Origin of the sequence: Phyllobacterium sp. LjRoot231 (assembly GCF_964253365.1) — a bacterium.
Classification (GTDB): Bacteria; Pseudomonadota; Alphaproteobacteria; order Rhizobiales; family Rhizobiaceae; genus Phyllobacterium.
Map to the genome: position 1 here is coordinate 2,898,160 of NZ_CAXUQT020000001.1, position 23,274 is coordinate 2,921,433.

Below are 23,274 nucleotides of genomic sequence, written 5' to 3' on the forward strand. Positions count from 1 at the left end.
AGGATAGCCTTGTCTTGCGCGCGGCTACGTTGCCGTGTCGTGGCTGGAGCATGATGAATGTTTGAAGTTGGTTGGTCGGAAATCCTGGTGATCGTGATCGTCATGATCGTGGTGGTCGGTCCCAAGGATTTGCCGAAGATGCTGCGTGCCTTCGGCAAGGCGACTGCGAAGTTTCGCGCCACTGCCGGTGAATTCCGCAAGCAATTCGATGAGGCCTTGAAAGAGGCCGAACTCGATGACGTTCGCGATATCATCAATGATGCGAAAAGCCTCGATCCTCGTAGCGATATCCGCAAGGTCTTCGATCCTGTCCGGACGATCGGAGAAGAGATCCGCTCGAGCTTGAAAGATGCCACGGTAACGGCCAAGGACAATGTCGCTGTGCCGGATCCAGCCGCGCCGGGGGCAACACAATTGCAACCGCAGGTGATGGAACCTCTACCTCTGGCTGCTGCCGAGACTGTTGAGAAGAAGCCCACAAAGGTCAAGTCGAAGCCTGCCACTGCAACCGCAGAAGCCAAGCCAAAGGCAGCTGCACCTGCCAAAAAGTCCGAACCGGCGCCAAAAGTCGTGTCGAAGAAAAAGACCGAGCCGGTTGTGGTCGCAGCAGCCGAGCCAGCCAAGGCGCCAGCAAAAAGAACGGCAAAGCCGCGGGCTAAAGCTGGCGGTACGGGGACGAAATCTTGAGCAAGACCGACGACGACATTGACAAGAGCTCGGCCCCGCTGATGGAACATCTGATGGAGTTGCGCCGGCGCCTGATCTGGGCCCTGCTGGCGTTCTTCGTCGCGTTCCTGGGTTGCTTTCATTATGCCAAGCAGTTGTTCAATCTTTTGGTAATTCCCTATCAATGGGCCGTCGTCTGGGCGGGCTTCGATCCCACCAAAGCGCAGCTCATCTACACTGCGCCGCAGGAATTTTTCTTTACGCAGGTGAAGATCGCCATGTTTGGCGGTATCGTCATCGCGTTCCCCGTCATCGCATCGCAAATCTACAAGTTCGTTGCGCCAGGTCTCTATCGCAACGAGCGCATGGCGTTTCTTCCATTCCTGATTGCATCGCCAGTCCTTTTCCTTATGGGCGGCGCGCTGGTTTATTTCTTCTTCACCCCGATGGTGATGTGGTTCTTCCTCGCCATGCAGCAGACGGGCGGGGCTGGGGAAGTGCAAATTTCGCTGTTGCCCAAGGTTTCCGAATATCTCAGTCTCATCATGACGCTGATCTTCGCCTTCGGTCTCGTGTTTCAGCTCCCGGTCGTCACCACCCTGCTGGCGCGCGTTGGTCTCGTCGGCTACGAGGGGCTGAGGTCTAAGCGCAAGTACGCCATCATCATTGCGTTTATCGTGGCCGCCGTTATCACGCCGCCCGATCCAATCAGCCAGATCGGTCTTGCACTCCCGACGATCCTTCTCTACGAGGTTTCGATCTGGATGGCGCGTCTGGTCGAGAAGAAGCGTGCGGCAACTGAGGCTGAAGCAAAATCAGGGTCCAGCGAAGTCTCGTCCTGACGGTTATCGTTTCGCCGGGCCTTTACGCCTAAATTTCTTTGCTCACTCCAATACGGCTTTATTCCCATGCTCGATATCAAATGGATCCGAGAGAATCCGCAAGCGCTTGACGCAGCTCTGGCCAAACGGGGCAACGAGCCGGCATCGTCCCGTTTGATCGAGCTCGACGAAAAGCGCCGTCAGCACATCGCCAAGTTGCAGGATGCACAGGAACGCCGCAATGCCGCCTCGAAAGAGATCGGCAAGGCAATGGGCGCCAAGGATCAGGCCACGGCCGACCGTCTGAAGGCGGAGGTTGCCGAGATCAAGTTGTTTCTGACCTCTGCCGAAGAGGAAGAACGGCAGCTTGATCGCGCGCTGAGCGATGCATTATCTGTACTTCCGAACATACCGCTCGCTGACGTGCCGGTTGGCAAGGACGAGGGTGGCAACGTTGAAACGCGCCGGATTGGACACCTCAAGAATTTCGCCTTTGAGCCGAAAGAGCATTTCGAGATCGGCGAAAAGCTTGGCTACATGGACTTCGAGCGGGCGGCAAAACTTTCCGGCAGCCGCTTTACGGTGCTGAAGAGCCAGCTGGCGCGTCTTGAACGTGCGCTTGGTCAGTTCATGCTCGACCTGCACACGACCGAACACGGCTATACGGAGGTCAGTCCGCCGCTGCTGGTGAACGATGAAGTGCTCTACGGTACGGGTCAGCTGCCGAAGTTCGCGGAAGATCTGTTCCAAACCACGGACGGCCGCTATCTGATCCCGACAGCCGAGGTGCCGCTGACCAATCTGGTGCGCGAGGAAATCCTCGACATTCGTGATCTGCCGATCCGCATGACGGCGCTGACGGCCTGCTTCCGTTCGGAGGCGGGCTCAGCCGGACGCGACACACGCGGCATGCTGCGTCAGCACCAGTTCATGAAAGTGGAATTGGTGTCGATCACCGATGCCGAGCATTCCATTGAGGAACATGAGCGGATGACTTCGTGTGCCGAGGAAGTGCTGAAGCGGCTTGACCTGTCGTTCCGGACCATGACGCTGTGCACCGGCGACATGGGCTTTGGCGCACAGAAGACATACGACCTGGAAGTCTGGTTGCCAGGGCAGAAAGCCTATCGCGAAATCTCCAGCTGCTCGGTCTGCGGTGATTTCCAGGCGCGCCGCATGAATGCGCGCTATCGGCCGGAGGGCGAGAAATCGACACGTTTCGTTCACACGCTGAACGGCTCAGGTACCGCGGTGGGGCGCGCGCTGATTGCCGTTGTCGAAAATTATCAGAATGAGGACGGCAGCGTCACAGTTCCTGATGCACTCTTGCCCTATATGGGTGGACTGAAACGGATCGAAAAAGCAGCATAATCTTTAAGGGGCAAGGCAATGCGCATTCTTCTGACCAACGATGATGGTATTCATGCGGAAGGTCTGAGCGTGCTTGAACGCATTGCCCGCCAGCTCTCCGATGATGTCTGGGTGGTTGCGCCCGAAACTGATCAGAGCGGCCTGGCGCATTCGCTGACCCTTTCAAACCCATTGCGCCTGCGCCAGATCGACGAGCGGCACTATGCCGTGCGTGGCACACCGACCGATTGCGTGATCATGGGCGTCAAGCATCTGATGCCCGATGCGCCGGACCTGATACTTTCCGGTGTCAATTCCGGCTCGAACATGGCGGATGACGTTACCTATTCGGGGACTGTCGCCGGGGCCATCGAGGGCACGCTGCTCGGTATCAAATCGATCGCCCTGTCGCAGGAGTACAATCTCGACGGTGGCGCGCGTGTGCTGCCGTGGGAAGTCGTGGAGGAGCGGGCGCCTGCGCTTCTTAAAAAGGTGCTCGATGTCGAACTGGCAAAGAGCGTTCTCATCAACATCAATTTTCCCAGCTGCAGCGCTTCGGAAATCGCCGGAACGCGGGTTACGGCGCAAGGCAAGCTCTCCCATGGCCTCACCATTGAAGAGCGCCATGACGGACGCGGCTTGCCCTATTATTGGCTGCGCTATGGTCGCGGCAAGGATGTGCCGGCGGAAAACAGCGATGTGGCCGCACTCGCCAAGAACTTCATTTCGATCACGCCGCTGCAGCTCGACCTGACGGCACATGACACGCTTGCAACTCTTGCGAGTGCATTTGCATGAAGGTTGTGATGTCTGAACGCGAAGGATTTGCGGCTTTTGTGCTGCGCATGCGAGCCTTGGGGTTGTCGGATCAACGGCTGATAAGTGCCTTCGAGGCGACACCGCGCATGGCTTTTGTCAACGGCAATCTCGGTAACGTGGCCTATGGCGCGGGAACGCTGCCGATCGAATGCGGCGAGTTCATCGAAGCGCTCGATCTGCAAGCGCAGTTGATCAATTCCCTCGATCTTGAACCGACGCATCGTGTGCTGGAAATCGGCACGGGGACGGGTTTTACGGCTGCAGTCATGGCGCGGCTTGCAGGCCGGGTTCTGTCGCTCGAGCGCTATCGTTCGCTTGTCGAACTGGCACAGCAGCGTCTGTCGGCGCTGAAGATCGAGAACACATTCGTCAAGCATGCCGATGGAAGGCACGGTCTCGTGCATGACGGCCCGTTCGATCGCATCATCGTCTGGGGTGCGTTCGAAAGCATGCCGCGCCAGTTCGTCGATCTTTTGTCTTCCAATGGCGTGATGATTGCGCCGATCGGGCCGCTCGATGGCAGGCAGGTGATGGCGCGGCTGTCAAAAATCGGCAGCCGCTTCGAGCGCCACGATTTGATGCCCGTGCGCCTATTGCCACTGATGGAAGGTGTTGCCGCGGCGCTCTGACCGTTTACGAGTTTGGTGAATTTTTTACAAATTTTATTCGCTCTTTAACGGTCGAGTAACATTAACGCGATCTAATGAGTCCAATATTCTTGTATTGAGTACGGGCGGGATATGCGATGCGTTTGAGTACACTAGACAAAGCGTCACGGCGGCTGGCTCTGAATGCCGCCATTCTTATGGTTGCCGGTGCGGCGGCGGGCTGCAGCTCGGGAGTGCAGCGTTTCACTAGCGCCGATTTCAGTTCCGGTTACAGTGACAATCAGAAATCGATCATGCAGTCTTCCAATACGGGTCTGCAGCCCTATACGCCGCCGGTCGATTCAACGCAGACCGCTTCGGTCAACCGCAGTGCGGTTCAGCCTTCAGGCGGTGTCCAGCGCAGCAGCCTGCCGCCCGTCGGCGCTGCAAGCACGTCGGCATTGCCGCCAGTCTCGTCGCAGCCGACGCGCCCAGCTCTCGCACCTGTTGCCAGCGCGGCTCCACTGCGTCAGCAGCAGGTCGCTTCAGCGCAGCCAATGCAGGCAGCGCCGCTGGCTGCGGGTTCCGGCACATTGAAGACCCCGGATGGCCGTGAAGCAAAGATGCCTGCAAAGCCGGCTCCGGTGCAGCATTCCACTGACGTTGCCGTCCTGCCGCAGACACCGCAGGTCAAGGAAAAGCAGGTGCCTGCTTTAACGACGCCTGCGACCACAGCAAAGAACGTGGCTCTGCCAAGCAAGGGCACTTACACGGTTCAGACCGGCGACACCCTGCATGCGATCTCGCGCAAGACCGGCAGCAATGTCGAAGCGATCAAGCAGGCCAACAATATGAAAGATGGCACTGTCCGCGTTGGTCAGTCGCTGATCATCCCGCCATCGAATTCCGCGCTGGCGCAGAATGTTGCCAACACCATGAAGCCGAAGGGCGCCGTCGATCAGGTCAAGACCGCTTCGACACCGCCCGTCGAACAGCCGAAGGCCGTTGCAAGCGCTGCCACGCAGGCCGCTGCCGCACCTCAGGCCGACACGGCGGCCAAGCCTTACACACCGCCGCAGGCCAGTGAGAAGGTCATCGACGATGCTGATAAGGACGTTGCCGCAGCTCCTTCCGCGACCGGTGTTTCGGGAATGCGCTGGCCGGTTCGTGGCCGCGTTGTCGCCAATTACGGCAAGGGCAGCGATGGTATCAATATCTCGGTGCCGGAAGGCACGCCGATCAAGGCGGCCGAAAACGGCGTGGTCATCTACTCCGGCGATGGCCTGAAGGAATTCGGCAACACGGTGCTGGTCCGCCACGACAATGGCCTTGTGACGGTTTACGGCAACGCCAGCAAGCTGGATGTGCAGCGCGGCCAGAAGGTCAAGCGCGGCGAACAACTTGGAACTTCGGGCATGACCGGTAACGCAACGACGCCGATGCTGCACTTCGAAGTTCGCAAGAACTCGACGCCGGTTGACCCGACGAAATATCTCGAATCCTGACCGATCAGGAATTTGATTGAAGCCCGCGCCGAAAGGTGCGGGCTTTTTCGTATCTAGAGCTTCTTGCCGAGACGACCGGCGAGATCCTGCGTGAATTGCCATGCGACACGGCCGGAACGCGACCCACGCGTCGTGGACCACTCCAGCGCCTGCGCATGCAGCTGTTCCTTTTCCATGGGCAGATCGAAATGCGCGGCGTACCCGTCGATCATCGACAGATAATCGTCCTGGCTGCACTTGTGAAAACCCAGCCAAAGGCCAAACCGATCGGACAGCGAAACCTTTTCTTCAACTGCCTCAGATGGATTGATCGCTGTCGAGCGCTCATTCTCGATCATGTCGCGCGGCAGGAGATGGCGGCGGTTCGATGTGGCGTAGAAAATCACATTATCCGGCCGGCCCTCGACGCCACCTTCCAGCGCCGCCTTCAGCGATTTGTATGAAGTGTCATCGTGGTCGAAGGAAAGATCATCGCAGAACAGGATGAACCGGTAATCCGTATCCTTGATCGCCGCCATCAGGGCAGGGAGGCTATCGATGTCCTCGCGGTGGATTTCGACGAGTTTCAGCGGGTGGCCACCAGCCGGGGCGTCAGCGTTGACCGAGGCATGCACCGCCTTGACCAGCGACGACTTGCCCATGCCGCGCGCGCCCCACAGCAGAACATTGTTTGCCTGCAAACCATCAGCGAAGCGCTTCGTATTGTCGAAGAGAATATCGCGAACATTGTCCACACCGCGGATCAGCGAGATGTCGACGCGATTGACCTTTTGCACGGGATCAAAGGCAAGGTGGTCGGGATTCCATACGAAACAATCCGCCACATCGAGATCGACCGGCTGCGGTTTCGGCGGCGCCATGCGCTCCAGTACTTTAATCAGGCGGTCAAGTTTGTCTGTCAGCAATTCGTCTGGCAATTTCATGAAACTTTCTTCGAAAATTACGCCCCGATCAACGCCACAGCTTTGGTACGTATTTGTGCAAGCTCGGTGCTCGTTACCTTGCCCTTTGATTGCGCTTTCCGGCCGCGCCAATCAAGACTTTTCACTTGGTCTGCCAGCACTGCGCTGGGACGGCTGCCGGCTATCAAAACTTCGAACGGATAGCCTTTGATCTGAGTCGTCATGGGGCAACAGAGCATAAGGCTGGTTTTATCATTATAGCTCGCAGGACTCAGAACAACAGCCGGACGGTGGCCAGCCTGCTCGTGGCCTGTCTGAGGATCGAAATGCAGCCACACAATGTCACCGGCTTCTGGCACAAATGCCGCCATTAAAATGCTTCCTTGCCCATAGGAGCTCCGAAGTCCACTTCATCGTGCAGGTTGTCCGGGGTGATGGCGTCTATCAGATCGTTCAAATTTGTACCGTGCGTCCGCACGGGCTCAATAATGATGCGGCCTTCCTCCTCGCGAACGTCTACTGCAGAGTCCAATTCCAGTTTTGTCGCTGCCATGATCGCAGCAGGAATGCGCACGGAGGCACTATTGCCCCATTTTTTTACGACGGCTCGCATATCAGTCTCCTTCATCACCTTGGCGACGTTAACGTTTAGGCCGATGCGTGTCAACATTGTATCAACATTCATTTTGATTTGCACACGCAGTTTTGTACGGTTGCTTTTGACAACCCAAACATTGTATTGCGCAGGCTCAAGTTCTTTCAAATCTGGTTTTCTCTGGAGGTTGTCTCAATGTTCGTAACTCCCGCATATGCACAGGCAACGGGTGTCGGTGGCGCGCCGGAAATGCTCATGAGCATCTTACCGTTCATTCTGATCTTCGTGATCATGTACTTCCTGATCATTCGCCCGCAGCGCACGGCGGCGAAGAAGCGTGAAGAGCAGCTGAAGAACATCCGCCGTGGCGACACAATCATCACGGGCGGTGGTTTCATTGCCAAGGTGACCAAAGTCTATGAAGATACGGGTGAACTCGACGTTGAGATCGGCGAAGGTGTCAAAGCGCGCGTTCTGCGTGGCATGGTTGCCGATGTCCGCGTCAAGGGCGAGCCGGTTGCCGATAACAAGAAATAAGGCATAGTGACAGGGCGGCCATTGAGCCGCCCTTCTGATTCTAGGCTCAAGGTCTTGGTTGTATGCTCTATTTTAGCCGCTGGAAAACCGTACTCATCTGGGCTGTTGTTTTAGCCGGTGTTATTCTGGCATTGCCAAATCTCTTCACTCAAGACCAATTGGTGAACCTGCCGGACTGGCTGCCGAAGAAGCAACTGGCGCTGGGTCTCGACCTCGAAGGCGGTTCGCGGCTGCGCCTGCAGGTCGACAAGGACCACCTGCCGGATACGAACGCAACGATTGCGGTCCTCAGCCGCCGCCTCAGCGAACTTGGCTACACCAATCCCAATGTCGAGGGGCAGCGCAATGGCCGTGTGCTTGTCGAAGTTCCCGGGCTCTATGACTCGCAACTGCTCAAGGACATCTTGAGCCTTACCGGCGAGCTGCATTTCCAGATGGTCGATGATTCGGTACCTGTGCAACAGGCGATCGATGGCACGCCGCCTGAAGGCGACGAAGTGGTTTATTCCTTCGACGATCCGCCCGTTGCCTATCTCGTCAAGACTGAACCGCTGGTCTCGAACAAGAATTTCGTCGATGCGCAGGCTGGTATCGATACGGCAACGCAAGAACCTGTCATCACCTTCAGGCTGGACAGCATTGGCGCCGATCGGTTCTCGAAGGCGACCAAAGCCAATGTCGGGAAATCCTTCGCCATTATTCTTGACAACCAGGTGCTCTCAGCACCGGTCATCAGCGAGGAAGTACCCGGCAATACAGGTCAGATTTCCGGCAATTTCGACCTCTCCGGCGCGAGTAACCTGGCGCTTGTCATGCGGGCTGGTGCTTTGCCGGCGAGCGTTACCGTCATCGAGGAGCGGACGATCGGTACGGATCTCGGTGCCGCGGCCGTTGCCTCCGGCAAGGTTGCGGCGCTTGTCGGCGCGGCTCTCGTCATCATTTTCATGCTTTTGACCTATGGGCTTCTTGGCGTCATCGCGAGTATCGCTCTTGTCGTCAACGTGATCCTGATCCTGGCTGTGTTGACGCTGTTCGGCGCGCCGCTGACGCTTGCCGGCGTTGCCGGTATCGTGCTGACCATCGGCATGGCGGTCGACTCCAATGTTCTGATCTACGAGCGCATTCGCGAGGACAGACGCGCTGGCTTTTCCGTTATCCAGGCTATCGATTCCGGATTTTCACGGGCGCTTGCTACCATTGTCGACGCCAATGTCACGACCCTGATTGCAGCGCTTGTGCTTTTCACTCTTGGCTCGGGGCCGGTGCACGGTTTTGCGCTGACGGTTACGATAGGTATCGTCACGACGTTGTTCACGACGTTTACTCTGACGCGCTGGTTGGTATCGGTCTGGGTTCAGTGGGCGAGACCGAAAGAAGTTCCGGGCGCGCTGCTCAAGCTCGTTCCGAATGATACGAAGATTCCCTTTATGAGATTTCGTGGCCTGACGCTTGGTTTTTCTGCGCTGTCGAGCATCGCTGCGATCGTGCTGTTCGCCATTGTCGGCATGAATTTCGGCATCGATTTCAAAGGCGGCACGATGGTCGAGATTCAGTCGCACGAAGGTGCGATCGATCTCGACGATGTCTACAGCCGGTTGGAAGATCTGAATATCGGCGACATCAAGATCGAACCGTTCAAATCGGATAATCGCGCCTTGATCACCGTGGGCAGCCAGGGTGAGGGCGAGGATGCCGAACAGACTGTCGGCGTGAAAATCCGCGGCGAATTGCAGGATGATTTTGACTTCCGCCGTATCGACGTCATCGGCCCTTCCGTATCGAGCGAACTATCGCAGGCCGGAATGCTCGCTGTCGGGCTCTCATTGGCGGTGATCTTCGTCTATGTATGGTTGCGCTTTGAATGGCATTTCGCGCTGGGCGCCATTCTTGCAACCATCCACGACGTACTGCTGCTGCTTGGCATGTTCATCATCTTCAAGATGGAATTCAATCTGTGGAGTATCGCCGCCTTGCTGGCGATCGTGGGCTATTCACTCAATGATACAGTGGTCATCTATGACCGCGTTCGCGAGAATCTGCGACGATACGGCAGCAGCATGTCGCTGTCGGCGCTTCTCGATGCTTCGATCAACCAGACGCTGTCGCGCACGATCCTGACATCGCTTGCGACTTTTCTGGCGCTGATCGTTCTCTATCTTTATGGTGGTGACGACGTGAAGTCGTTCGCGCTTATCCTCGGCGTAGGTATCGTTGTGGCAACTTACTCGTCGATCTTCGTGGCGGGCCCGCTGCTGATGTTGTTCGGGCTCAAGGGCAAGGATGTGACCCACAACGGACCGTCGGCGGTGTCCGGCCAGAGTGGAGTGTAGTTAAATTGATCAAGGGTATTGAAATTCGGGACGCGCACTTTCCGGGGCGTGCACCCATCGATGCCTATGGCAATGGCGGGTTTCGCTTCGCGGACATGTCGCATCGCGGCTCCATACTCTGCTTGCCGTCAGGTATTCATGGCTGGGAACCGAAAACGCCGCCAATCCTGACTGTTGCGGATCTATCGCTCGTACTTGAGCAAGCCGCCGATATCGAAATACTGCTGGTGGGGACGGGGACCGAACTGCGACGGCTACCGCAGGAATTGCGCGATGAACTGCGCAAACATCGGATATCGTCCGATCCGATGAGTACCGGTGCGGCCGTGCGGACATACAATGTGTTGCTGGCGGAAGATCGCGCCGTAGCTGCGGCGCTGATTGCGGTGGATTAATCGAGAGCGCCGCTATATCTCAAGCCCATGAACGCTAATGAAAATCACTGTTTGCAATTGCTGCGGGATGCGGATCCAGACCGTTATCTTTCGGTGCTTTACGCGCCGGAAGAGAAGCGCGGTGCACTGGCGGCGCTTTACGCTTTCAACTCGGAAATCGCCCGCATCCGCGATCTGATCCACGATCCGCTGCCCGGCGAGGTGCGGCTGCAATGGTGGCGTGATCTGATTAATGGAACCGAGCATGGTGCGGCTTCTGGAAATCCTGTCGCTGCTGCGCTTCTTGATGCGATCAAAACCTGTGATCTGCCGCGTGCTGCCTTCGACAATTATTGTGAGGCGCGGGTATTCGACCTCTACAATGATCCCATGCCGAACCGCAACGATCTGGAAGGCTATTGCGGCGAGACGGCCTCGGCGCTGATCCAGCTTGCCTCCTTGGTCCTGGATGCCGCTAAAACTCCTGAACAAGCCGACGTAGCGGGCCATGCTGGTGTTGCGCAGGCAATCGCCGGTTTGCTGCGCTTGTTGCCGCTGCATCGTCGCCGTGGCCAGATCTACATCCCGGCCGATATTCTGACTGCTGTCGGATGCAGCGCGGCGACGCTGCTGGTCAGTTCTGACCAAGTGGCAATCAAGCGCGCGATCGACGCGATGATCGCGCTTGCCGAGGATCATTTTGCGAAGTTCGAAACCGCTGCGAAGGCGTTGCCGGTAACGCTGCGCCCGGCATATCTGCCCGCTGCGATCACCCGCATGTATTTGAAGAAGCTGAAAGCCAACGGCTTCAACGCGGCTAATGACATTGCCGATATCTCACCGCTCCACCGCCAGTGGGCGATGTTCAGGGCGTCGACGCGTTCATACTAGCGTTATAGTAGTTGCGTTTTTGCGCCGAGGGTTTCACCGGCCTCTGCGAGTCGGCGATCGAGGGTGCATACGGTTGCTCGATGTTCAACGGCAAGAGCCAGAAGCAAAGCGTCGCCCGTACGGAGACCAAGCAAATGTTGATCAGCCAATCGGGCCGCCATGCGAAAATGGCTGCTTGTGACGACGATCACATTGAAAGAGTCCGTTACAAGGCGGTTAAACATCGCGAGCGCCTCGTTACGTTCACTGATCTTAAGTTGCTGTGTTCTCAATTTCAGTGCAAGCGCCGACGAAAATTCCGTGATTGTCAGGTGGCTTACAGCCAACTCTTCGGGCAATTGGCTCGACAACCAGTCCTGCATACGCGTGGTGTTTGCCTCTGACGTCAGGGCAGCTACGAGTACACACGTATCAAGGTAAAGCATCAGTAACGATCAGTGTCGCGCATACTACGAATAAATTCTCCCGCACTCTCGTTTTGAAACGTCATATCTTTGGTTGTGTTACGCAAGAGCGCCAGATCGATGGGCTGGCGCGGCTTCTTTACCGCAGTCAGTTGTGCAACCGGCTTTCCGCGGCGCAGAATCTGCACGATTTCCCCATCTTCGGCCTGGGTAACGAGCTCACTGAGGTGGGCCTTGGCGTCAGCAAGATTAACGGTGCGCATTATAACCTCATGACCAATTAACTGGTCATAAATATCGCACGTGCACAGCGAGATTTCAAGTTAGCCCTTGGTAGCGCCCTATTCCGCCGCTTCTGCAATTGCCGGAAGGCCAAGCCACAAACGACAGTCAGCCAGTGCACGCGCGCTCATGGCGCGTTTTTTGGCGTTTGACTTCTCCTTGCCGCGCAGACGCTTACCCTCGGACTTTGGTGCTTCGATGGGGGGAAGCAGGCCGTAGTTGACATTCATCGGTTGGAAAGAGCGCTTGCCTGGTTCCTCATCGCTAACAAGATGACCGCCGGTGATATGACCGAGCAACGCGCCGAAAGCGGTCGTCGGTGGGGGAGGTGTGACCGCATGGCCAAGCCGTTCAGCGGCGACGAAGCGACCGGCGAGCAAGCCGATTGCCGCCGATTCCACATAGCCTTCGCAGCCGGTGATCTGGCCGGCAAAGCGCAGTCCCGTCCGGCTTTTCAATTGCAGGGTCGGATCGAGCAGGATTGGCGAATTCAGATAGGTATTGCGGTGCAGACCGCCCAGACGCGCAAATTCAGCGTTCTCCAGCCCCGGGATCATACGGAAAATGTCGGTCTGCGCGCCATATTTCAGCTTGGTCTGGAAACCGACCATGTTGTAGAGCGTGCCCAGTGCATTGTCCTGCCGCAGTTGTACAACTGCATAGGCCTTAACGGTCGGGTTGTGTGCATTGGTCAGCCCCATCGGCTTCATCGGTCCATGACGCAGGGTCTCCGGTCCGCGTTCCGCCATCACTTCGATCGGCAGGCAGCCATCGAAATAGGGCGTGCCTTCCCATTGCTTGAACTCGGTCTTGTCCCCCGCAATAAGCGCCTGGATGAAAGCCTCGTACTGCTCCTTGGTCATCGGGCAGTTGATATAATCCTTGCCATTTCCGCCCGGTCCAACCTTGTCATAACGTGACTGGAACCAGCAGACATTCATGTCGATGGAATCGAAATGCACGATAGGTGCAATCGCGTCGAAGAAGGCGAGGGCGTCAGCGCTGGTTTCCTTGCCTATGGCTTCGGCGAGCGACGGTGCAGTCAGCGGGCCGGTGGCGATGATCACCTTGTCCCAGTCGGCGGGTGGCAGGCCGGTGATTTCCTCACGCTGGATGGTGATCAGCGGATGCGCCTCGATCCTTGCGGTGACGGCCTCAGCGAAGCCGTCACGATCAACAGCAAGTGCGCTGCCGGCCGGAACCTGATGTGCGTCGGCGGAAGCCATGATCAGCGAATTAGCAAGGCGCATTTCCGCATGCAGCACCCCGACCGCATTGGTCTCGGCGTCATCGGAACGGAAGGAATTGGAGCATACAAGTTCGGCCAGATCCTGCGTCTTGTGCGCATCCGTGCCGCGAACTGGACGCATCTCGTGCAGGATAACGGGAATACCCGCCTCGGCAAGCTGCCATGAGGCTTCGGAACCGGCGAGACCGCCGCCAACAATATGAACTGGTTTGTGTGACATGCGCTTCCAATAGTCTTTTTGGTGCTGCGCTTCAATGCAAAAGCCGCCGCAAGTGGATCGCGGCGGCTTTGATAATCGCGAATGATCAGGCGCTGGCTTGATCGAGCTCCGCCACGTCATCCTTGTCGAGCTGCAGTGCTGCAGCACAGATAAGGCTTTCCAGCTGTTCGAGCGAGGTGGCGCTGGCGATCGGCGCGGTTACGCCCTTGCGTTGGATGATCCAGGCGATTGCCACTTCGGCCTGTTTCGCGTTGTGCTTGGCCGAGACTGCATCCAGTGCAGCCAGAATACGAAAACCGCGAGGGTTGAGGTAAGCTTTTACGCCATCACCGCGCGGACTTTTGCCAAGATCGACTTCACTGCGATACTTGCCGGAAAGAAAGCCCCTGGCGAGGCCGAAATAGGTGATGACGCCGATATTTTCGGAGATGCAGAGATCGCGCAGCTTGCCGTCGAATTCGCTGCGATCGTAGAGATTGTATTGCGGCTGCAGCACATTATAGCGTGGCAGGTCCCTGGTTTCCGATACATCGATCGCTGCCCGCAATTGGTCGACATCGAGATTGGAGGCGCCGATGGATTTGATCTTTCCTTCCCTCAACAACTTCTGATAGGCGCCGAGCGTCTCTTCATAGGGTGTATCCGGATCAGGCCAATGCGACAGATAAAGATCGATCGCATCGATCTGCAGCCGTTTCAACGAGCCTTCGACTGCCTTGGCGATATAGGCCGCGGAGAGATCTTTCTTGCCTTGGCCCATATCGGAGCCGACCTTGGTGATGATCACAACCTTGTCGCGTGCATTGCGCGATTTGACCCATTCGCCAATTATCGTTTCGGATTCGCCACCCTCATTTCCCGGCGCCCAACGCGAATAGGAGTCTGCTGTGTCGATGGCGTTAAACCCCGCATCGACAAAACGGTCGAGCAGATCGAAGGAGGTCTTCTTGTCGGCAGTCCAGCCGAAAACATTACCGCCTAAAACCAATGGCGCAATGAATAGGCCTTTGCGGCCAAGACGACGTTTTTCCATATTTTTACTCCGGGAGATCAAAGCTGGGACCCCGAGTGTAAGCCTGATTGCCCAGCGTTTCCAGCCTGATGGAGAATCAAATATTAGCAACCATAAGACGCAAATTCTGTAGGCTTCAACGACGGCGGTCGTTACAGTCGTGACATGCATATGATCCTGCGATGTCTTCCGCTTTTGTTGTTTGTCGTTTTATGCGGGACTGCCGAGGCGCAAAGCTTCCGCATTTGCCACGGCTATGGCTGCACTTTTCAAACGCCGGTGACGCTGACGCCCGCGGATCGTTCACAGATTGCATCCATCATGTCGGGCGGGCGTGCATCACCGGCAGCGGAGCGTGCCGCTGTACGCCTTGCGGTGCAGGTCTTTGAACGTCGTAGCACAGCAGTGATCGGAGTTATCGACCGGCCGAAGATGGATTTCGGCGAGGGGCGCCAGAAAGGTCAGATGGACTGTGTGGACGAATCCACCAATACGGATCATTTTCTCCGTTACCTGCAAGGCGCTGGTCTGTTGCGCTATCATCGAGTCGCGCAGCGCGATTCGCGCGGAAGCTTTCTCGATGGCCGCTATCCGCATTTTACCGCCGTGCTTCGGGATGATTCCGGCACTTCTTGGGCGGTCGACTCCTGGTACGAACCCGGAGGTGGACCACCGGACGTGATGCTCTTGGCGGAATGGCACCGCCGGGGCTACGGCGGACAGAGATAAAGCCTTGGAACAGACCCCCAGAAACAACAACACCCACCGCGGGAGGAGGTGCGGTGGGTGTCGTTTTGTAAAGACCGGCTGGGAGGAGGAGTGCCGGTCTTCGATCGCGGGAACTTTGGGAGGAGGATAAAGCCCGGCGATATTCTTGTATTCGATTAACGTACTGCAGACTTCTTGGCGACGAACGGGATGTCCGAACGGGCAATGCCCAGATCGCTGAGTTCGCGGGTCGACAGACGGTTCAGCTCGGAAACCGTGTCACGATAACGGCGCCAGTTGCTGTAAGAGCGGATAAGGTTCATTTCATTCACCACTTCGGTTTGTTGTTTGGTTGATCACTCTTGATCGTTGAGTGGAAGATAGTGGATGCCCTCCTGAAGTTGCAGAGCCAAGTTTGCAGGTCAGCTATGCAATTGCTGCATTGCACCATTAATCGGCGTTAATTGTTGCGGCGCACAAACGGCGGCTTTGCGGCAAACTTTGTAAAACGCGGCACAATTGCGTTTTTGTTCTCACTGGCGTTAGTTGGGGTTGCAGAAGACTCAAGGGAGCGTCCGTGGCAATCACCATTGGATTGAGAAAACATATTGCGCGTTGGCAGCGGGATGGGCTGATTGATGATGCCACGGCCGAACTCTTGCGCAAGGACATGGATAGTCACGGTTCCGGCTTTGGGCTTGGAGGAATCCTTGCGGTGCTCGGTGCGGTTCTTCTCGGTGCGGCGATCATCTCGCTTGTCGCAGCAAATTGGGAGGCGATGTCGCGCCTGGTTCGTGTTGGCCTGATCATATCGGTGCTTTGGCTCGGTTATGTCGGCGGCGCGTGGCGAGAAAGTCTTGGCGACAAGCGCTTCGGCCAAGCACTCTATCTGATCGCAGCAATCACATTCGGTGCCGGAATTGCGCTGATCGGCCAAATGTATCATCTGTCGGGCGATGTATCGGATGCAGTGCTCCTTTGGGTTGCCGGCACGATGGTTGCGGCATTGTTGCTGCGCTCGCCCGTGCTTGTTTCGGCAAGTGTTGCCATAACCGGCCTCTATCTGTTCTGTTCGCTCGACCGGACCTCAGGCGAACCCTTCAGCTATCTCTGGCTCGTGCCGGTCTTGCTTTTCATCTGCGCAGGCCTCGTCTGGTACACGAAAGGGAAGGCGGCACGGCATCTCATAGCCCTGTTGCTGATCGCCTATGTCCTGGTCGTTCGGATCGATCTCGATAATGCCACGGTCCTGTGGCTGGCCGCTTTTCTCGGGGGTGCATTCTTCATGATGGATGCAGTACGTCCCGGCCTGTTGGAGCGAATAACCGGTTGGGCCGAGGCGTTGGGCGCCTATGGCTTCGTTACGCTGCTTTTGGCGCTGCTGTTCTTCCAGTTCGATATCGCGAGCAGTGGCATTGACGATGACAGCATTCCCAATCAGGTCCTGGTCGGATTTGCGATCCTCGGCTGCTCGATTGCCGGTCTGGTGCTTTCGGGCCATCGTAATCTGGCGGTGCGATGGATTGCCTATACGGTTTTCTCGCTTGAAGTCCTCTATCTGGCTTTCGAGACGATTGGCACGATGATCGGTACTGCGAGCTTCTTCCTGAGTGCCGGCGTGCTGGTTTTGCTGCTTGCCGCCTTTGTCATCCGCATGGAGCGGCGGCTTCAGAAAAGGAATCCGAAAAGGCAGGTAACGGTATGACAATAAAGATCAATCGTTTTCTCTGGCTTGGCGTTGCAGTGGCGCTTTTGCAATCCGGTGTGCTCTACGCCATGGTCCAGCAACACGTTTCCATCTTGCGCGATGGCACTGATATCACACTGCAGAGCGAGCCTGTCGATCCGCACGATTTCATGCGCGGCGACTATGTTAATCTTCGCTACGCTATCTCCAATATCGAGGCAGGCAAGATTACCGGTACGGTTCCTGCAACCGATGGTCCTGCCGATGTCTACGTGACGGTGAAAGAGGGCGACGGGGGCGTGTGGACGTTCGCTGGCGCCTCATGGCAAAAGCGGGAGGATTTACCTGCTGGCGAAATCCAGCTGCATGGTCGCACATCCAGCTTTGCCAATGCGGCAGGCTACAGCCAGCTCCGCGTCACTTATGGCATCGAGCGCTATTATGTCCCGGAAGGCCAAGGCCGGGCGATCGAAGATCAGCAGCGGGAACGCAAGATCGAGGCGGTGATCGCCGTATCAAGCGCGGGAGAAGCGCAGATCCGTGCGTTGAAGGACAATGGCAATATGCTTTACGAAGAGCCGATTTACTGACTTCGGATATTGATCCAGGCAGCGGATATTATTGCTGTCACAAACCGGGCTTTTTCCTTTGACCCTTGGAAAGAGGGTGATATAGAGACCGGCGCTTGGGGGTCATGCTTCCATCTGCGGATATGGCGAAATTGGTAGACGCACCAGATTTAGGTTCTGGCGGGAGACCGTGGGGGTTCGAGTCCCTCTATCCGCACCATATTGTTTCGATATGATATTGTTTTCTTTATGTTTTTTGTTGCGACCGTCGAGTCTCGTCCCCCTGTCGATCCACCCTCGATTTGAGCGAAGGTTCAAGCGCGGTAAGTCGGATCCTAACCGAGCGTGTTCAAACGCCACTCATAGATACACTCGCGCGCTCGACGAAGCGTGAGGGATCTTGAGCACCGCCGGCCGCTAGTCGGCTCCTCAGAAGCAAAGTCCCTCGCTGCCACTGCTCAATCTAGGTCCGAAATCGTCGTCCAGCAGGGAAGTCTCACTTTGTTCTCAAATGTCGGACGTCTTTGACGACATCATATATCCTATTCCACTCAACCTAGGGGTTCTCGCTGACCATCTGCGGCTGAACCGCCGTTCTCAGGGGTGGCGCGCCTTGGGTGCTTGCCACCACCGGTGTCTCATCCGATAGGCCCGCGGTCACCTGGATGCGACCGTTATCGGTGAGACCAGTCTTGACGGCGAGGCGTGTGATGCGATTGTCAGTGATGGTGTACACGAAGTTGCCGTCGCCATCCGAACCTATAGCCGCGGCCGGTACCGTGAGTGCATCGGGGCGCCGGTTCATTTCCAGCGAGACGTCCGCATAGGTGCCCGGGTAAAGCCGTTCGTCGGGATTGGGCAGGTCGATCTCGGTACGCATGTTGCGGGTCTCGGGATCGAGACGTAGGGAAAAGCGGGTTACCTTGCCGATGAACAGCTTGCCGTCGAAGCCAGACGGCTTGACGATGGCCGGATCGCCGATGTGAAGGTGAGGTACGTCGTTCTCCGGAACGTCGCAAAACACCCGGATCGTGTCGATCCGCTGCACCTTGAAAAGTGACCCTTCGGACGGTGTCGTCCGCGTGGCCGTGGCGGCCTGGACCAAATCGCCCCGGTTCACCAGCCGCCGCGCCACCACGCCATCGAAAGGCGCCACGATCTGCGTATAGGCGAGCAGCGTCTTGATCTTCTCCACGGTCGCGGCGGCGACGTCGATTTGGTCGGCCGCGAGCGCGCCGTTCGCTTCCGCAACGCTGAGATCCGCCTTGGCGATTTCCGCGTTGGCGCCCACCTCATCAAGTGTTCGGTCGCTGATCCACCCCTCTCCGGCAGAGAGCTCCTCCCGACGCCTCAACAATTCGTTCTGAAGTTTTACGGTCGCCCTGAAGTGGTCCAGTTGGCGGCGCGCGATCTCTAGAGAAGTTCGCTTGGATTCGAGCTGGGCCTTGGCTTCGGCAAGCTCCTGCTCCATTTCGGGGACGTCGATCACCGCGAGCACTTGACCCGCCTTCACGTGATCGCCGATATCGACGCGAACGTCGGACAGGTATCCGGAGACTTTGGCAAAGAGATCCGCTTCCTCAAAGGCTTCGAGGGTGGCGTTGGTTTGGAGACTTTGGGCCACCGTGACACGGCGCGGACGCACAACCTCGACCCTCGGGGGGCTGTCCGCCCCCGTTGAGTTCACCGGCGATGGCGATGCCGCCAGGTGCCGCTCGGCAACGATGCCCCCCGCGCCGACGCCGACCACCACCATCAATACCGTTATGCCCGTTCGGCTCATGAAAATCATTGAGTTCCGCCTTTAAAATCCGTTCCGACTGTTGCTTGATCCGCCGCCTGAGCATGGTGTTCAGCGCGTCCGTCGCCACGATCCGACACCGTCGCGATCCGCGGCTCCGACTCGAAATAGGGGCTGTGCGGGTCGTCAGGATCGAGCGACGCGGAAATCCGGGCATGCCGCGACTGGAGCATGGCAAAGATCGCCGGCAGGATGATGAGAGTGGCGCACGTTGCGCCGAGCAGACCGCCGATCACGGCCCGCCCAAGCGGCGCGCTTTGCTCTCCGCCTTCGCCTAGGCCCAGCGCCATCGGCACCATCCCGGCCAGCATCGCGGAACTGGTCATCAGGATCGGACGCAGACGGCTCCGTGCGCCTTCTATTGCAGCCTCCCACGGTTCGCGGCCCCCGACCCGGCTGCGCTCAGCGAAAGTCACGAGCAGGATGGCGTTTGCCACGGCCACGCCGATCGCCATGATCGCGCCCATGAAGGATTGAATGTTGAGCGTGGTCCGGGTGAGCCAAAGCATGAGTACGACCCCGGCGATGACGGCGGGAATCGTCAACCCCACCGCCAGGGAAAGCCGGAACGATTGGAAATTGGCGGCCAGCAGCATAAGGATGACACCCACCGCCGTCAAAAGCCCCAGACGCAGGCCTCCGAACATTTCCACCATCGGCTGGATTTGACCCCGCACGGTCACGTTCACCCGATCGGGCGGCTTTCCCGTATCGCTGATCGCCTGTTGCACGCGGGCCGCCGCACGTCCTAGATCCTCGCCGTAGACGTTCGCGCTCAGTGTCAGCATGCGCTGCATGTTGTAGCGGTCATATTCGCCGAGCGCCGTGCCGCCGGTCACGTCGGCCACATTGCGGAGGTCGATCTGATGGCCCGACCGGGGAGTGATGGGGAGGTTCCTCAATTCCTCAAGGGAGTTCATCTGCTGCTCCGGGATCTCGACCTGTACCTGATAGCCAATGCCGCTCTTGGGATCGGCCCAATAATTCGCCGACGTGTAGCGACTGGATGACGTGCCCGCGACGACCGATTTCGCCACGTCATCCGTCGTCACCCCCAGAACGCCCGCTCGCTCGCGGTCTACAGTGACCTTTACGGTCGGGTAATCGAGCTCCTGCTCGAATCCCAGGTCTCGCAGCGTCGGCACCTGTGCCAATTTCGCTCGTAGCTTATCGGCGTATTGGCGGCTATCGGCGAGGTTCGGCCCGCTCACTGCCACTTCGATCGGTGTCGGCGCGCCGAAGCTCATCACCCGGCTGACGATGTCGCTTGGCTCGAACGAGAAGCGTACATCCGCCAATTCCTGAGGCAATTTCTGGCGCAGCCGCTCCTTCAGATCTTCGATGCCGATCCCGGTGCCGCGCTTGAGCTGCACCTGCAGCACCGCTTCCTCGGAGCCGGAACTCCAGAGATAGATGGTATTGATGGGGTAATTGGGCGGCTGCGTGCCGACAAAACCGAGGCTGATTTCCACGTTATCTGGGCCGACCTCGCGCTTGATCGCGTCGAGTGTCTGCAGCGCGATCTGCTCGGTGCGCTCGATACGCGTTCCCGCCGGAGCCCGGAGATGCAATTGGAACTGGCCGGTATCCACGACTGGAAAAATCTCGGTGCCGAGAGAGCCGCCGACCAGGAAAATGATTGCGCAGCTGATGATGAGATAGGAAACCACGACGATGCGCCGTCGTTTCATGACGGCGCGCGCGAACCGATCGTACCTGGCACGCAGCCGGTCGAAAAACGTCTGTTGCGGCTGGTGGTGCGTGCTCGGGTTGCGCAGCATCCAGACCGACAGTACCGGCACAAAGGTACTGGAAAGCAGATACGACCCCACCATCGAGAAGCCGACTGCCAAGGCCAGCGGCACGAGCAGGTTGTGCGCAGCGCCGGTCATGAAGAAGGCGGGAATGAACACCGCCAGAATGCAGAGCATCGCCACGAACCGCGGCAGCGTCGTCTCGGCCGTGGCTTCGCTCGCCGCTCGGGGAAGGCTACGGCCATGCGCAAGATGGGTGTGGATGTTCTCGATGGTGACTGTCGCCTCGTCGACTAGGATGCCGACCGCCAACGCCAATCCGCCCAAGGTCATGATGTTGATCGTCTGACCCGATACCCAGAGCGCCGTCACCGACGCGAGGATCGCGAGCGGAATGTTCAAGACCACGACGAGCGAACTGCGCCAATCCCGCAGAAACAGGAGCACCATGAGGCCTGTGAGCACCGCGCCGAGAGCGCCTTCGACGAACAGGCCCTGGATGGCACGCGTCACGTAGGGGGACTGGTCGAACTGGTAACTGACCTGAATATCGTCCGGCAGTACGGATTGGAAGCGTGGCAAGTTGGCTTTGACGGCCTGGACGACCGTGAGCGTCGAGGCGTCCGCGCGTTTGGTTACGGGGATGTAGACCGTGCGGCGTCCATCCACCAGCGCGTACCCGGTCTGAATGTCGGCGCCGTCTTCAACCGATCCGACGTCGCGTATGAAGATCGTCTGCGTTCCCTGCGAGCGGATGGGAATGTTGCCCAGGTCCTTGAAATCCCCGACAACCGAGTTGACCGGCACCATTGGCATGAGGTTGCCGATGCGGACGTTACCCGATGGGCTGACCGTATTACCGGCACCCAACGCCTGCACCACCTCGTCCGGCGACATGTTGTAGGAACGCAGCTTGTCGGGATCCACGCGAACGAGGATGGTGCGCTGGCTCGAGCCGAAGGGCGGCGGTGCCGACACGCCTGGCAAGGTCGCGAACAATGGGCGCACCTTGAAGAGCGCCGCGTCCTGAAGCTCGGCGACTGTTTTCGTCTTGCTAGAGAAGACGAGGTCGCCGACTGGAACGCTGCCACCGTCGAACCGCATCACGAAAGGCGGCACTGTTCCGGTGGGCATGAAGGCGCGGGCGCGGTCGACGTAGGCGACCGTCTCCGCCGTGGCCTGCGCCATGTCGGTGCCGGGATGGAATTGGAGCTTTACCAACCCTACGCCCTGGATCGATTTGCTTTCGACATGCTCGATGCCGGTGATGTAAAGGAAGTGGTACTCGTAGTAATTGACGATGAACCCTTCCATCTGCGCCGGGTCCATGCCGCCGTAAGGCTGTGCCACGTACAGGACGGGCACCCCCAGATCTGGGAAGATATCCCGCGACATGCGATCGAGCGCCAGAAAACCCACCAATGCAACGGCGACGACCATCATCAAAAGCGAGATCGGGCGTCGCAATGCAAACGATACCAAGTTCATCGTGCCGCCTCAGCCCGCTGCGGATGACGTTCAAGGGGCGCCACATGAGCTTCTCTCCGCAGGTGTCGAAGCGCGCTGGGATCAGTGTCGGCGCTTCGACAACCGACGATCGGCTTCAACCGACGATCAGCTTCGCCCGCATTGGACTTCGGTGTCTTTGCGAATCTTGCGGCCATTAAGCGTCGTTTGCGCAAGAAAATGATACAAGCGCTGCATTTAAAGATGTCTGTGATACGGTTCGCTGATGAGTGAGGGAGAGACGACGGAACAGCGCTGGCGGTGTTGTCACGTAAACTGAGGTGAAGTGGAGTTTACCCATTCGGCGCATACGTGGTAGCGGGCGCGCCCGCGAAGGCCGCCGTCAGAGGAGTGGAGATGAGAAATCCGGCAAGCGCCGCTTTGAACATAGTTGAGCGAATTTTTGCGTCTCCATGGGGCGATAGGTCGCTCCGTTGCCATCTGCCCGTCTCGTTCCGTCAAGTCGATGGAGAGGATCATCGCCGGCGGTTCCCGGGTCGCGGGCAAGAGTAGGTCTTGGACAGGCAGGAGGAAACTAACCATGAGTATGATAAAAACAAACATGAGTATGCCACCGGTGGCGCTTGTAGCTCACGGCAGGCTGGTTCATGCCATCTCTTCTAGCCCAGAAATGCTGACGCCAGGTTTATGTGACAGCAGGCGTCGCAAGGCTTTGTTCCAGATCGGAACCGTTCGCGAGTTAAA

At 57.8% G+C, this 23,274-nt stretch carries 23 protein-coding genes and 1 tRNA gene; 14 read left to right on the forward strand and 10 right to left on the reverse strand.

The window, feature by feature from the left end:
* The first annotated feature begins 57 nt into the window (after positions 1–57).
* From tatB to ACSQ3H_RS14350, 6 genes are all read left to right on the forward strand, one after another.
* Positions 58–687, forward strand: a complete 630-nt coding sequence (tatB, locus tag ACSQ3H_RS14325) for a Sec-independent protein translocase protein TatB (RefSeq protein WP_436117662.1) — start codon at positions 58–60, stop codon at positions 685–687.
* A gap of 41 nt (positions 688–728) precedes the next feature.
* Positions 729–1,508: a twin-arginine translocase subunit TatC gene (tatC, locus tag ACSQ3H_RS14330; RefSeq protein ID WP_436119451.1), complete on the forward strand. Its 780-nt coding sequence runs from the start codon at positions 729–731 to the stop codon at positions 1,506–1,508.
* A gap of 66 nt (positions 1,509–1,574) precedes the next feature.
* Positions 1,575–2,858 carry a serine--tRNA ligase gene (gene serS, locus ACSQ3H_RS14335; protein ID WP_436117663.1) on the forward strand — a complete coding sequence of 428 codons (1,284 nt, stop codon included), beginning with the start codon at positions 1,575–1,577 and terminating at the stop codon, positions 2,856–2,858.
* Between the two features lie 18 nt (positions 2,859–2,876).
* Positions 2,877–3,635: a 5'/3'-nucleotidase SurE gene (gene surE / locus ACSQ3H_RS14340; RefSeq protein WP_436117664.1), complete on the forward strand. Its 759-nt coding sequence runs from the start codon at positions 2,877–2,879 to the stop codon at positions 3,633–3,635.
* Complete coding sequence (locus ACSQ3H_RS14345; protein WP_436117665.1) at positions 3,632–4,285, forward strand: protein-L-isoaspartate(D-aspartate) O-methyltransferase; 654 nt, start codon at positions 3,632–3,634, stop codon at positions 4,283–4,285. Before surE ends, ACSQ3H_RS14345 begins: the two co-directional genes overlap by 4 nt.
* Positions 4,286–4,401: 116 nt before the next feature.
* A complete protein-coding gene (locus tag ACSQ3H_RS14350) occupies positions 4,402–5,748 on the forward strand; it encodes a peptidoglycan DD-metalloendopeptidase family protein (RefSeq protein ID WP_436117666.1) in 1,347 nt (448 codons plus the stop codon).
* Positions 5,749–5,801: 53 nt separating this feature from the next.
* Here ACSQ3H_RS14350 and ACSQ3H_RS14355 read toward each other — a convergent pair whose 3' ends face one another.
* Genes ACSQ3H_RS14355 through ACSQ3H_RS14365 form a run of 3 tightly spaced genes read right to left on the reverse strand, consistent with a single transcriptional unit; the run spans position 5,802 to position 7,413 of the window.
* Entirely contained in the window at positions 5,802–6,671 is an 870-nt protein-coding gene (locus tag ACSQ3H_RS14355; RefSeq protein ID WP_436117667.1) for an ATP-binding protein, read from the reverse strand.
* 17 nt (positions 6,672–6,688) lie between these two features.
* Positions 6,689–7,021 carry an endoribonuclease MazF gene (gene mazF, locus ACSQ3H_RS14360; protein ID WP_436117668.1) on the reverse strand — a complete coding sequence of 111 codons (333 nt, stop codon included), beginning with the start codon at positions 7,019–7,021 and terminating at the stop codon, positions 6,689–6,691.
* The gene (locus ACSQ3H_RS14365; protein ID WP_436117669.1) at positions 7,021–7,413 is read right to left on the reverse strand and encodes an AbrB/MazE/SpoVT family DNA-binding domain-containing protein; all 393 of its coding nucleotides are present in this window, start codon (positions 7,411–7,413) and stop codon (positions 7,021–7,023) included. The genes mazF and ACSQ3H_RS14365 overlap by 1 nt, the downstream gene beginning before the upstream one ends.
* 27 nt (positions 7,414–7,440) lie before the next feature.
* Here ACSQ3H_RS14365 and yajC point away from each other — a divergent pair, with 27 nt between their 5' ends.
* The 4 genes from yajC to ACSQ3H_RS14385 all read left to right on the forward strand — a co-directional run bounded on the left by yajC (position 7,441) and on the right by ACSQ3H_RS14385 (position 11,377).
* A complete protein-coding gene (gene yajC / locus ACSQ3H_RS14370) occupies positions 7,441–7,782 on the forward strand; it encodes a preprotein translocase subunit YajC (RefSeq protein WP_112530327.1) in 342 nt (113 codons plus the stop codon).
* A 62-nt stretch (positions 7,783–7,844) separates the two neighbouring features.
* Complete coding sequence (secD, locus tag ACSQ3H_RS14375; RefSeq protein ID WP_436117670.1) at positions 7,845–10,112, forward strand: protein translocase subunit SecD; 2,268 nt, start codon at positions 7,845–7,847, stop codon at positions 10,110–10,112.
* Positions 10,113–10,117: 5 nt separating this feature from the next.
* Positions 10,118–10,507 carry an Mth938-like domain-containing protein gene (locus ACSQ3H_RS14380; RefSeq protein ID WP_436117671.1) on the forward strand — a complete coding sequence of 130 codons (390 nt, stop codon included), beginning with the start codon at positions 10,118–10,120 and terminating at the stop codon, positions 10,505–10,507.
* A gap of 27 nt (positions 10,508–10,534) precedes the next feature.
* Positions 10,535–11,377 (forward strand): phytoene/squalene synthase family protein, encoded by an 843-nt coding sequence (locus ACSQ3H_RS14385; protein ID WP_436117672.1) that lies wholly within the window; start codon positions 10,535–10,537, stop codon positions 11,375–11,377.
* A gap of 2 nt (positions 11,378–11,379) precedes the next feature.
* Here the strand turns inward: ACSQ3H_RS14385 and ACSQ3H_RS14390 are convergent, their stop codons facing one another.
* The 4 genes from ACSQ3H_RS14390 to ACSQ3H_RS14405 all read right to left on the reverse strand — a co-directional run bounded on the left by ACSQ3H_RS14390 (position 11,380) and on the right by ACSQ3H_RS14405 (position 14,565).
* A complete protein-coding gene (locus ACSQ3H_RS14390) occupies positions 11,380–11,802 on the reverse strand; it encodes a type II toxin-antitoxin system VapC family toxin (protein ID WP_436117673.1) in 423 nt (140 codons plus the stop codon).
* Positions 11,802–12,044: a type II toxin-antitoxin system Phd/YefM family antitoxin gene (locus ACSQ3H_RS14395; RefSeq protein WP_436117674.1), complete on the reverse strand. Its 243-nt coding sequence runs from the start codon at positions 12,042–12,044 to the stop codon at positions 11,802–11,804. Before ACSQ3H_RS14395 ends, ACSQ3H_RS14390 begins: the two co-directional genes overlap by 1 nt.
* 78 nt (positions 12,045–12,122) lie before the next feature.
* A complete protein-coding gene (gene trmFO, locus ACSQ3H_RS14400; protein WP_436117675.1) occupies positions 12,123–13,532 on the reverse strand; it encodes a methylenetetrahydrofolate--tRNA-(uracil(54)-C(5))-methyltransferase (FADH(2)-oxidizing) TrmFO in 1,410 nt (469 codons plus the stop codon).
* 85 nt (positions 13,533–13,617) lie between these two features.
* Positions 13,618–14,565, reverse strand: a complete 948-nt coding sequence (locus ACSQ3H_RS14405; protein WP_436117676.1) for an aldo/keto reductase — start codon at positions 14,563–14,565, stop codon at positions 13,618–13,620.
* 150 nt (positions 14,566–14,715) lie between these two features.
* Between ACSQ3H_RS14405 and ACSQ3H_RS14410 the strand changes: the two genes are divergently transcribed.
* Complete coding sequence (locus tag ACSQ3H_RS14410; protein WP_436117677.1) at positions 14,716–15,273, forward strand: hypothetical protein; 558 nt, start codon at positions 14,716–14,718, stop codon at positions 15,271–15,273.
* Between the two features lie 155 nt (positions 15,274–15,428).
* Here the strand turns inward: ACSQ3H_RS14410 and ACSQ3H_RS14415 are convergent, their stop codons facing one another.
* Positions 15,429–15,575 (reverse strand): DUF1127 domain-containing protein, encoded by a 147-nt coding sequence (locus ACSQ3H_RS14415; protein WP_100001090.1) that lies wholly within the window; start codon positions 15,573–15,575, stop codon positions 15,429–15,431.
* A gap of 254 nt (positions 15,576–15,829) precedes the next feature.
* On the opposite strand from ACSQ3H_RS14415, the gene ACSQ3H_RS14420 reads away from it, so the two are divergent.
* The 3 genes from ACSQ3H_RS14420 to ACSQ3H_RS14430 all read left to right on the forward strand — a co-directional run bounded on the left by ACSQ3H_RS14420 (position 15,830) and on the right by ACSQ3H_RS14430 (position 17,728).
* Complete coding sequence (locus ACSQ3H_RS14420; protein ID WP_436117678.1) at positions 15,830–16,957, forward strand: DUF2157 domain-containing protein; 1,128 nt, start codon at positions 15,830–15,832, stop codon at positions 16,955–16,957.
* Positions 16,954–17,529: a GDYXXLXY domain-containing protein gene (locus tag ACSQ3H_RS14425; RefSeq protein WP_436117679.1), complete on the forward strand. Its 576-nt coding sequence runs from the start codon at positions 16,954–16,956 to the stop codon at positions 17,527–17,529. The genes ACSQ3H_RS14420 and ACSQ3H_RS14425 overlap by 4 nt, the downstream gene beginning before the upstream one ends.
* Positions 17,530–17,645: 116 nt before the next feature.
* Positions 17,646–17,728 (forward strand) — tRNA-Leu (locus ACSQ3H_RS14430).
* Between the two features lie 336 nt (positions 17,729–18,064).
* On the opposite strand, the gene ACSQ3H_RS14435 is transcribed toward ACSQ3H_RS14430, so the two are convergent.
* Together ACSQ3H_RS14435 and ACSQ3H_RS14440 are read right to left on the reverse strand one after the other, a co-directional pair.
* The gene (locus ACSQ3H_RS14435) at positions 18,065–19,300 is read right to left on the reverse strand and encodes an efflux RND transporter periplasmic adaptor subunit (RefSeq protein ID WP_436117680.1); all 1,236 of its coding nucleotides are present in this window, start codon (positions 19,298–19,300) and stop codon (positions 18,065–18,067) included.
* Positions 19,297–22,551, reverse strand: a complete 3,255-nt coding sequence (locus ACSQ3H_RS14440; RefSeq protein WP_436117681.1) for an efflux RND transporter permease subunit — start codon at positions 22,549–22,551, stop codon at positions 19,297–19,299. The genes ACSQ3H_RS14435 and ACSQ3H_RS14440 overlap by 4 nt, the downstream gene beginning before the upstream one ends.
* Positions 22,552–23,274: the final 723 nt, after the last annotated feature.

Bases quoted from the DNA above. Each gene is read 5' to 3' on its own strand.
- tatB (WP_436117662.1), top strand. From the start codon at position 58: ATGTTTGAAGTTGGTTGGTCGGAAATCCTGGTGATCGTGATCGTCATG.
- tatC (WP_436119451.1), top strand. From the start codon at position 729: ATGGAACATCTGATGGAGTTGCGCCGGCGCCTGATCTGGGCCCTGCTG.
- serS (WP_436117663.1), top strand. From the start codon at position 1,575: ATGCTCGATATCAAATGGATCCGAGAGAATCCGCAAGCGCTTGACGCA.
- surE (WP_436117664.1), top strand. From the start codon at position 2,877: ATGCGCATTCTTCTGACCAACGATGATGGTATTCATGCGGAAGGTCTG.
- ACSQ3H_RS14345 (WP_436117665.1), top strand. From the start codon at position 3,632: ATGAAGGTTGTGATGTCTGAACGCGAAGGATTTGCGGCTTTTGTGCTG.
- ACSQ3H_RS14350 (WP_436117666.1), top strand. From the start codon at position 4,402: ATGCGTTTGAGTACACTAGACAAAGCGTCACGGCGGCTGGCTCTGAAT.
- ACSQ3H_RS14355 (WP_436117667.1), bottom strand. From the start codon at position 6,671: ATGAAATTGCCAGACGAATTGCTGACAGACAAACTTGACCGCCTGATT.
- mazF (WP_436117668.1), bottom strand. From the start codon at position 7,021: ATGGCGGCATTTGTGCCAGAAGCCGGTGACATTGTGTGGCTGCATTTC.
- yajC (WP_112530327.1), top strand. From the start codon at position 7,441: ATGTTCGTAACTCCCGCATATGCACAGGCAACGGGTGTCGGTGGCGCG.
- secD (WP_436117670.1), top strand. From the start codon at position 7,845: ATGCTCTATTTTAGCCGCTGGAAAACCGTACTCATCTGGGCTGTTGTT.
- ACSQ3H_RS14385 (WP_436117672.1), top strand. From the start codon at position 10,535: ATGAACGCTAATGAAAATCACTGTTTGCAATTGCTGCGGGATGCGGAT.
- ACSQ3H_RS14390 (WP_436117673.1), bottom strand. From the start codon at position 11,802: ATGCTTTACCTTGATACGTGTGTACTCGTAGCTGCCCTGACGTCAGAG.
- ACSQ3H_RS14395 (WP_436117674.1), bottom strand. From the start codon at position 12,044: ATGCGCACCGTTAATCTTGCTGACGCCAAGGCCCACCTCAGTGAGCTC.
- trmFO (WP_436117675.1), bottom strand. From the start codon at position 13,532: ATGTCACACAAACCAGTTCATATTGTTGGCGGCGGTCTCGCCGGTTCC.
- ACSQ3H_RS14405 (WP_436117676.1), bottom strand. From the start codon at position 14,565: ATGGAAAAACGTCGTCTTGGCCGCAAAGGCCTATTCATTGCGCCATTG.
- ACSQ3H_RS14410 (WP_436117677.1), top strand. From the start codon at position 14,716: ATGATCCTGCGATGTCTTCCGCTTTTGTTGTTTGTCGTTTTATGCGGG.
- ACSQ3H_RS14415 (WP_100001090.1), bottom strand. From the start codon at position 15,575: ATGAACCTTATCCGCTCTTACAGCAACTGGCGCCGTTATCGTGACACG.
- ACSQ3H_RS14425 (WP_436117679.1), top strand. From the start codon at position 16,954: ATGACAATAAAGATCAATCGTTTTCTCTGGCTTGGCGTTGCAGTGGCG.
- ACSQ3H_RS14435 (WP_436117680.1), bottom strand. From the start codon at position 19,300: ATGATTTTCATGAGCCGAACGGGCATAACGGTATTGATGGTGGTGGTC.
- ACSQ3H_RS14440 (WP_436117681.1), bottom strand. From the start codon at position 22,551: ATGAACTTGGTATCGTTTGCATTGCGACGCCCGATCTCGCTTTTGATG.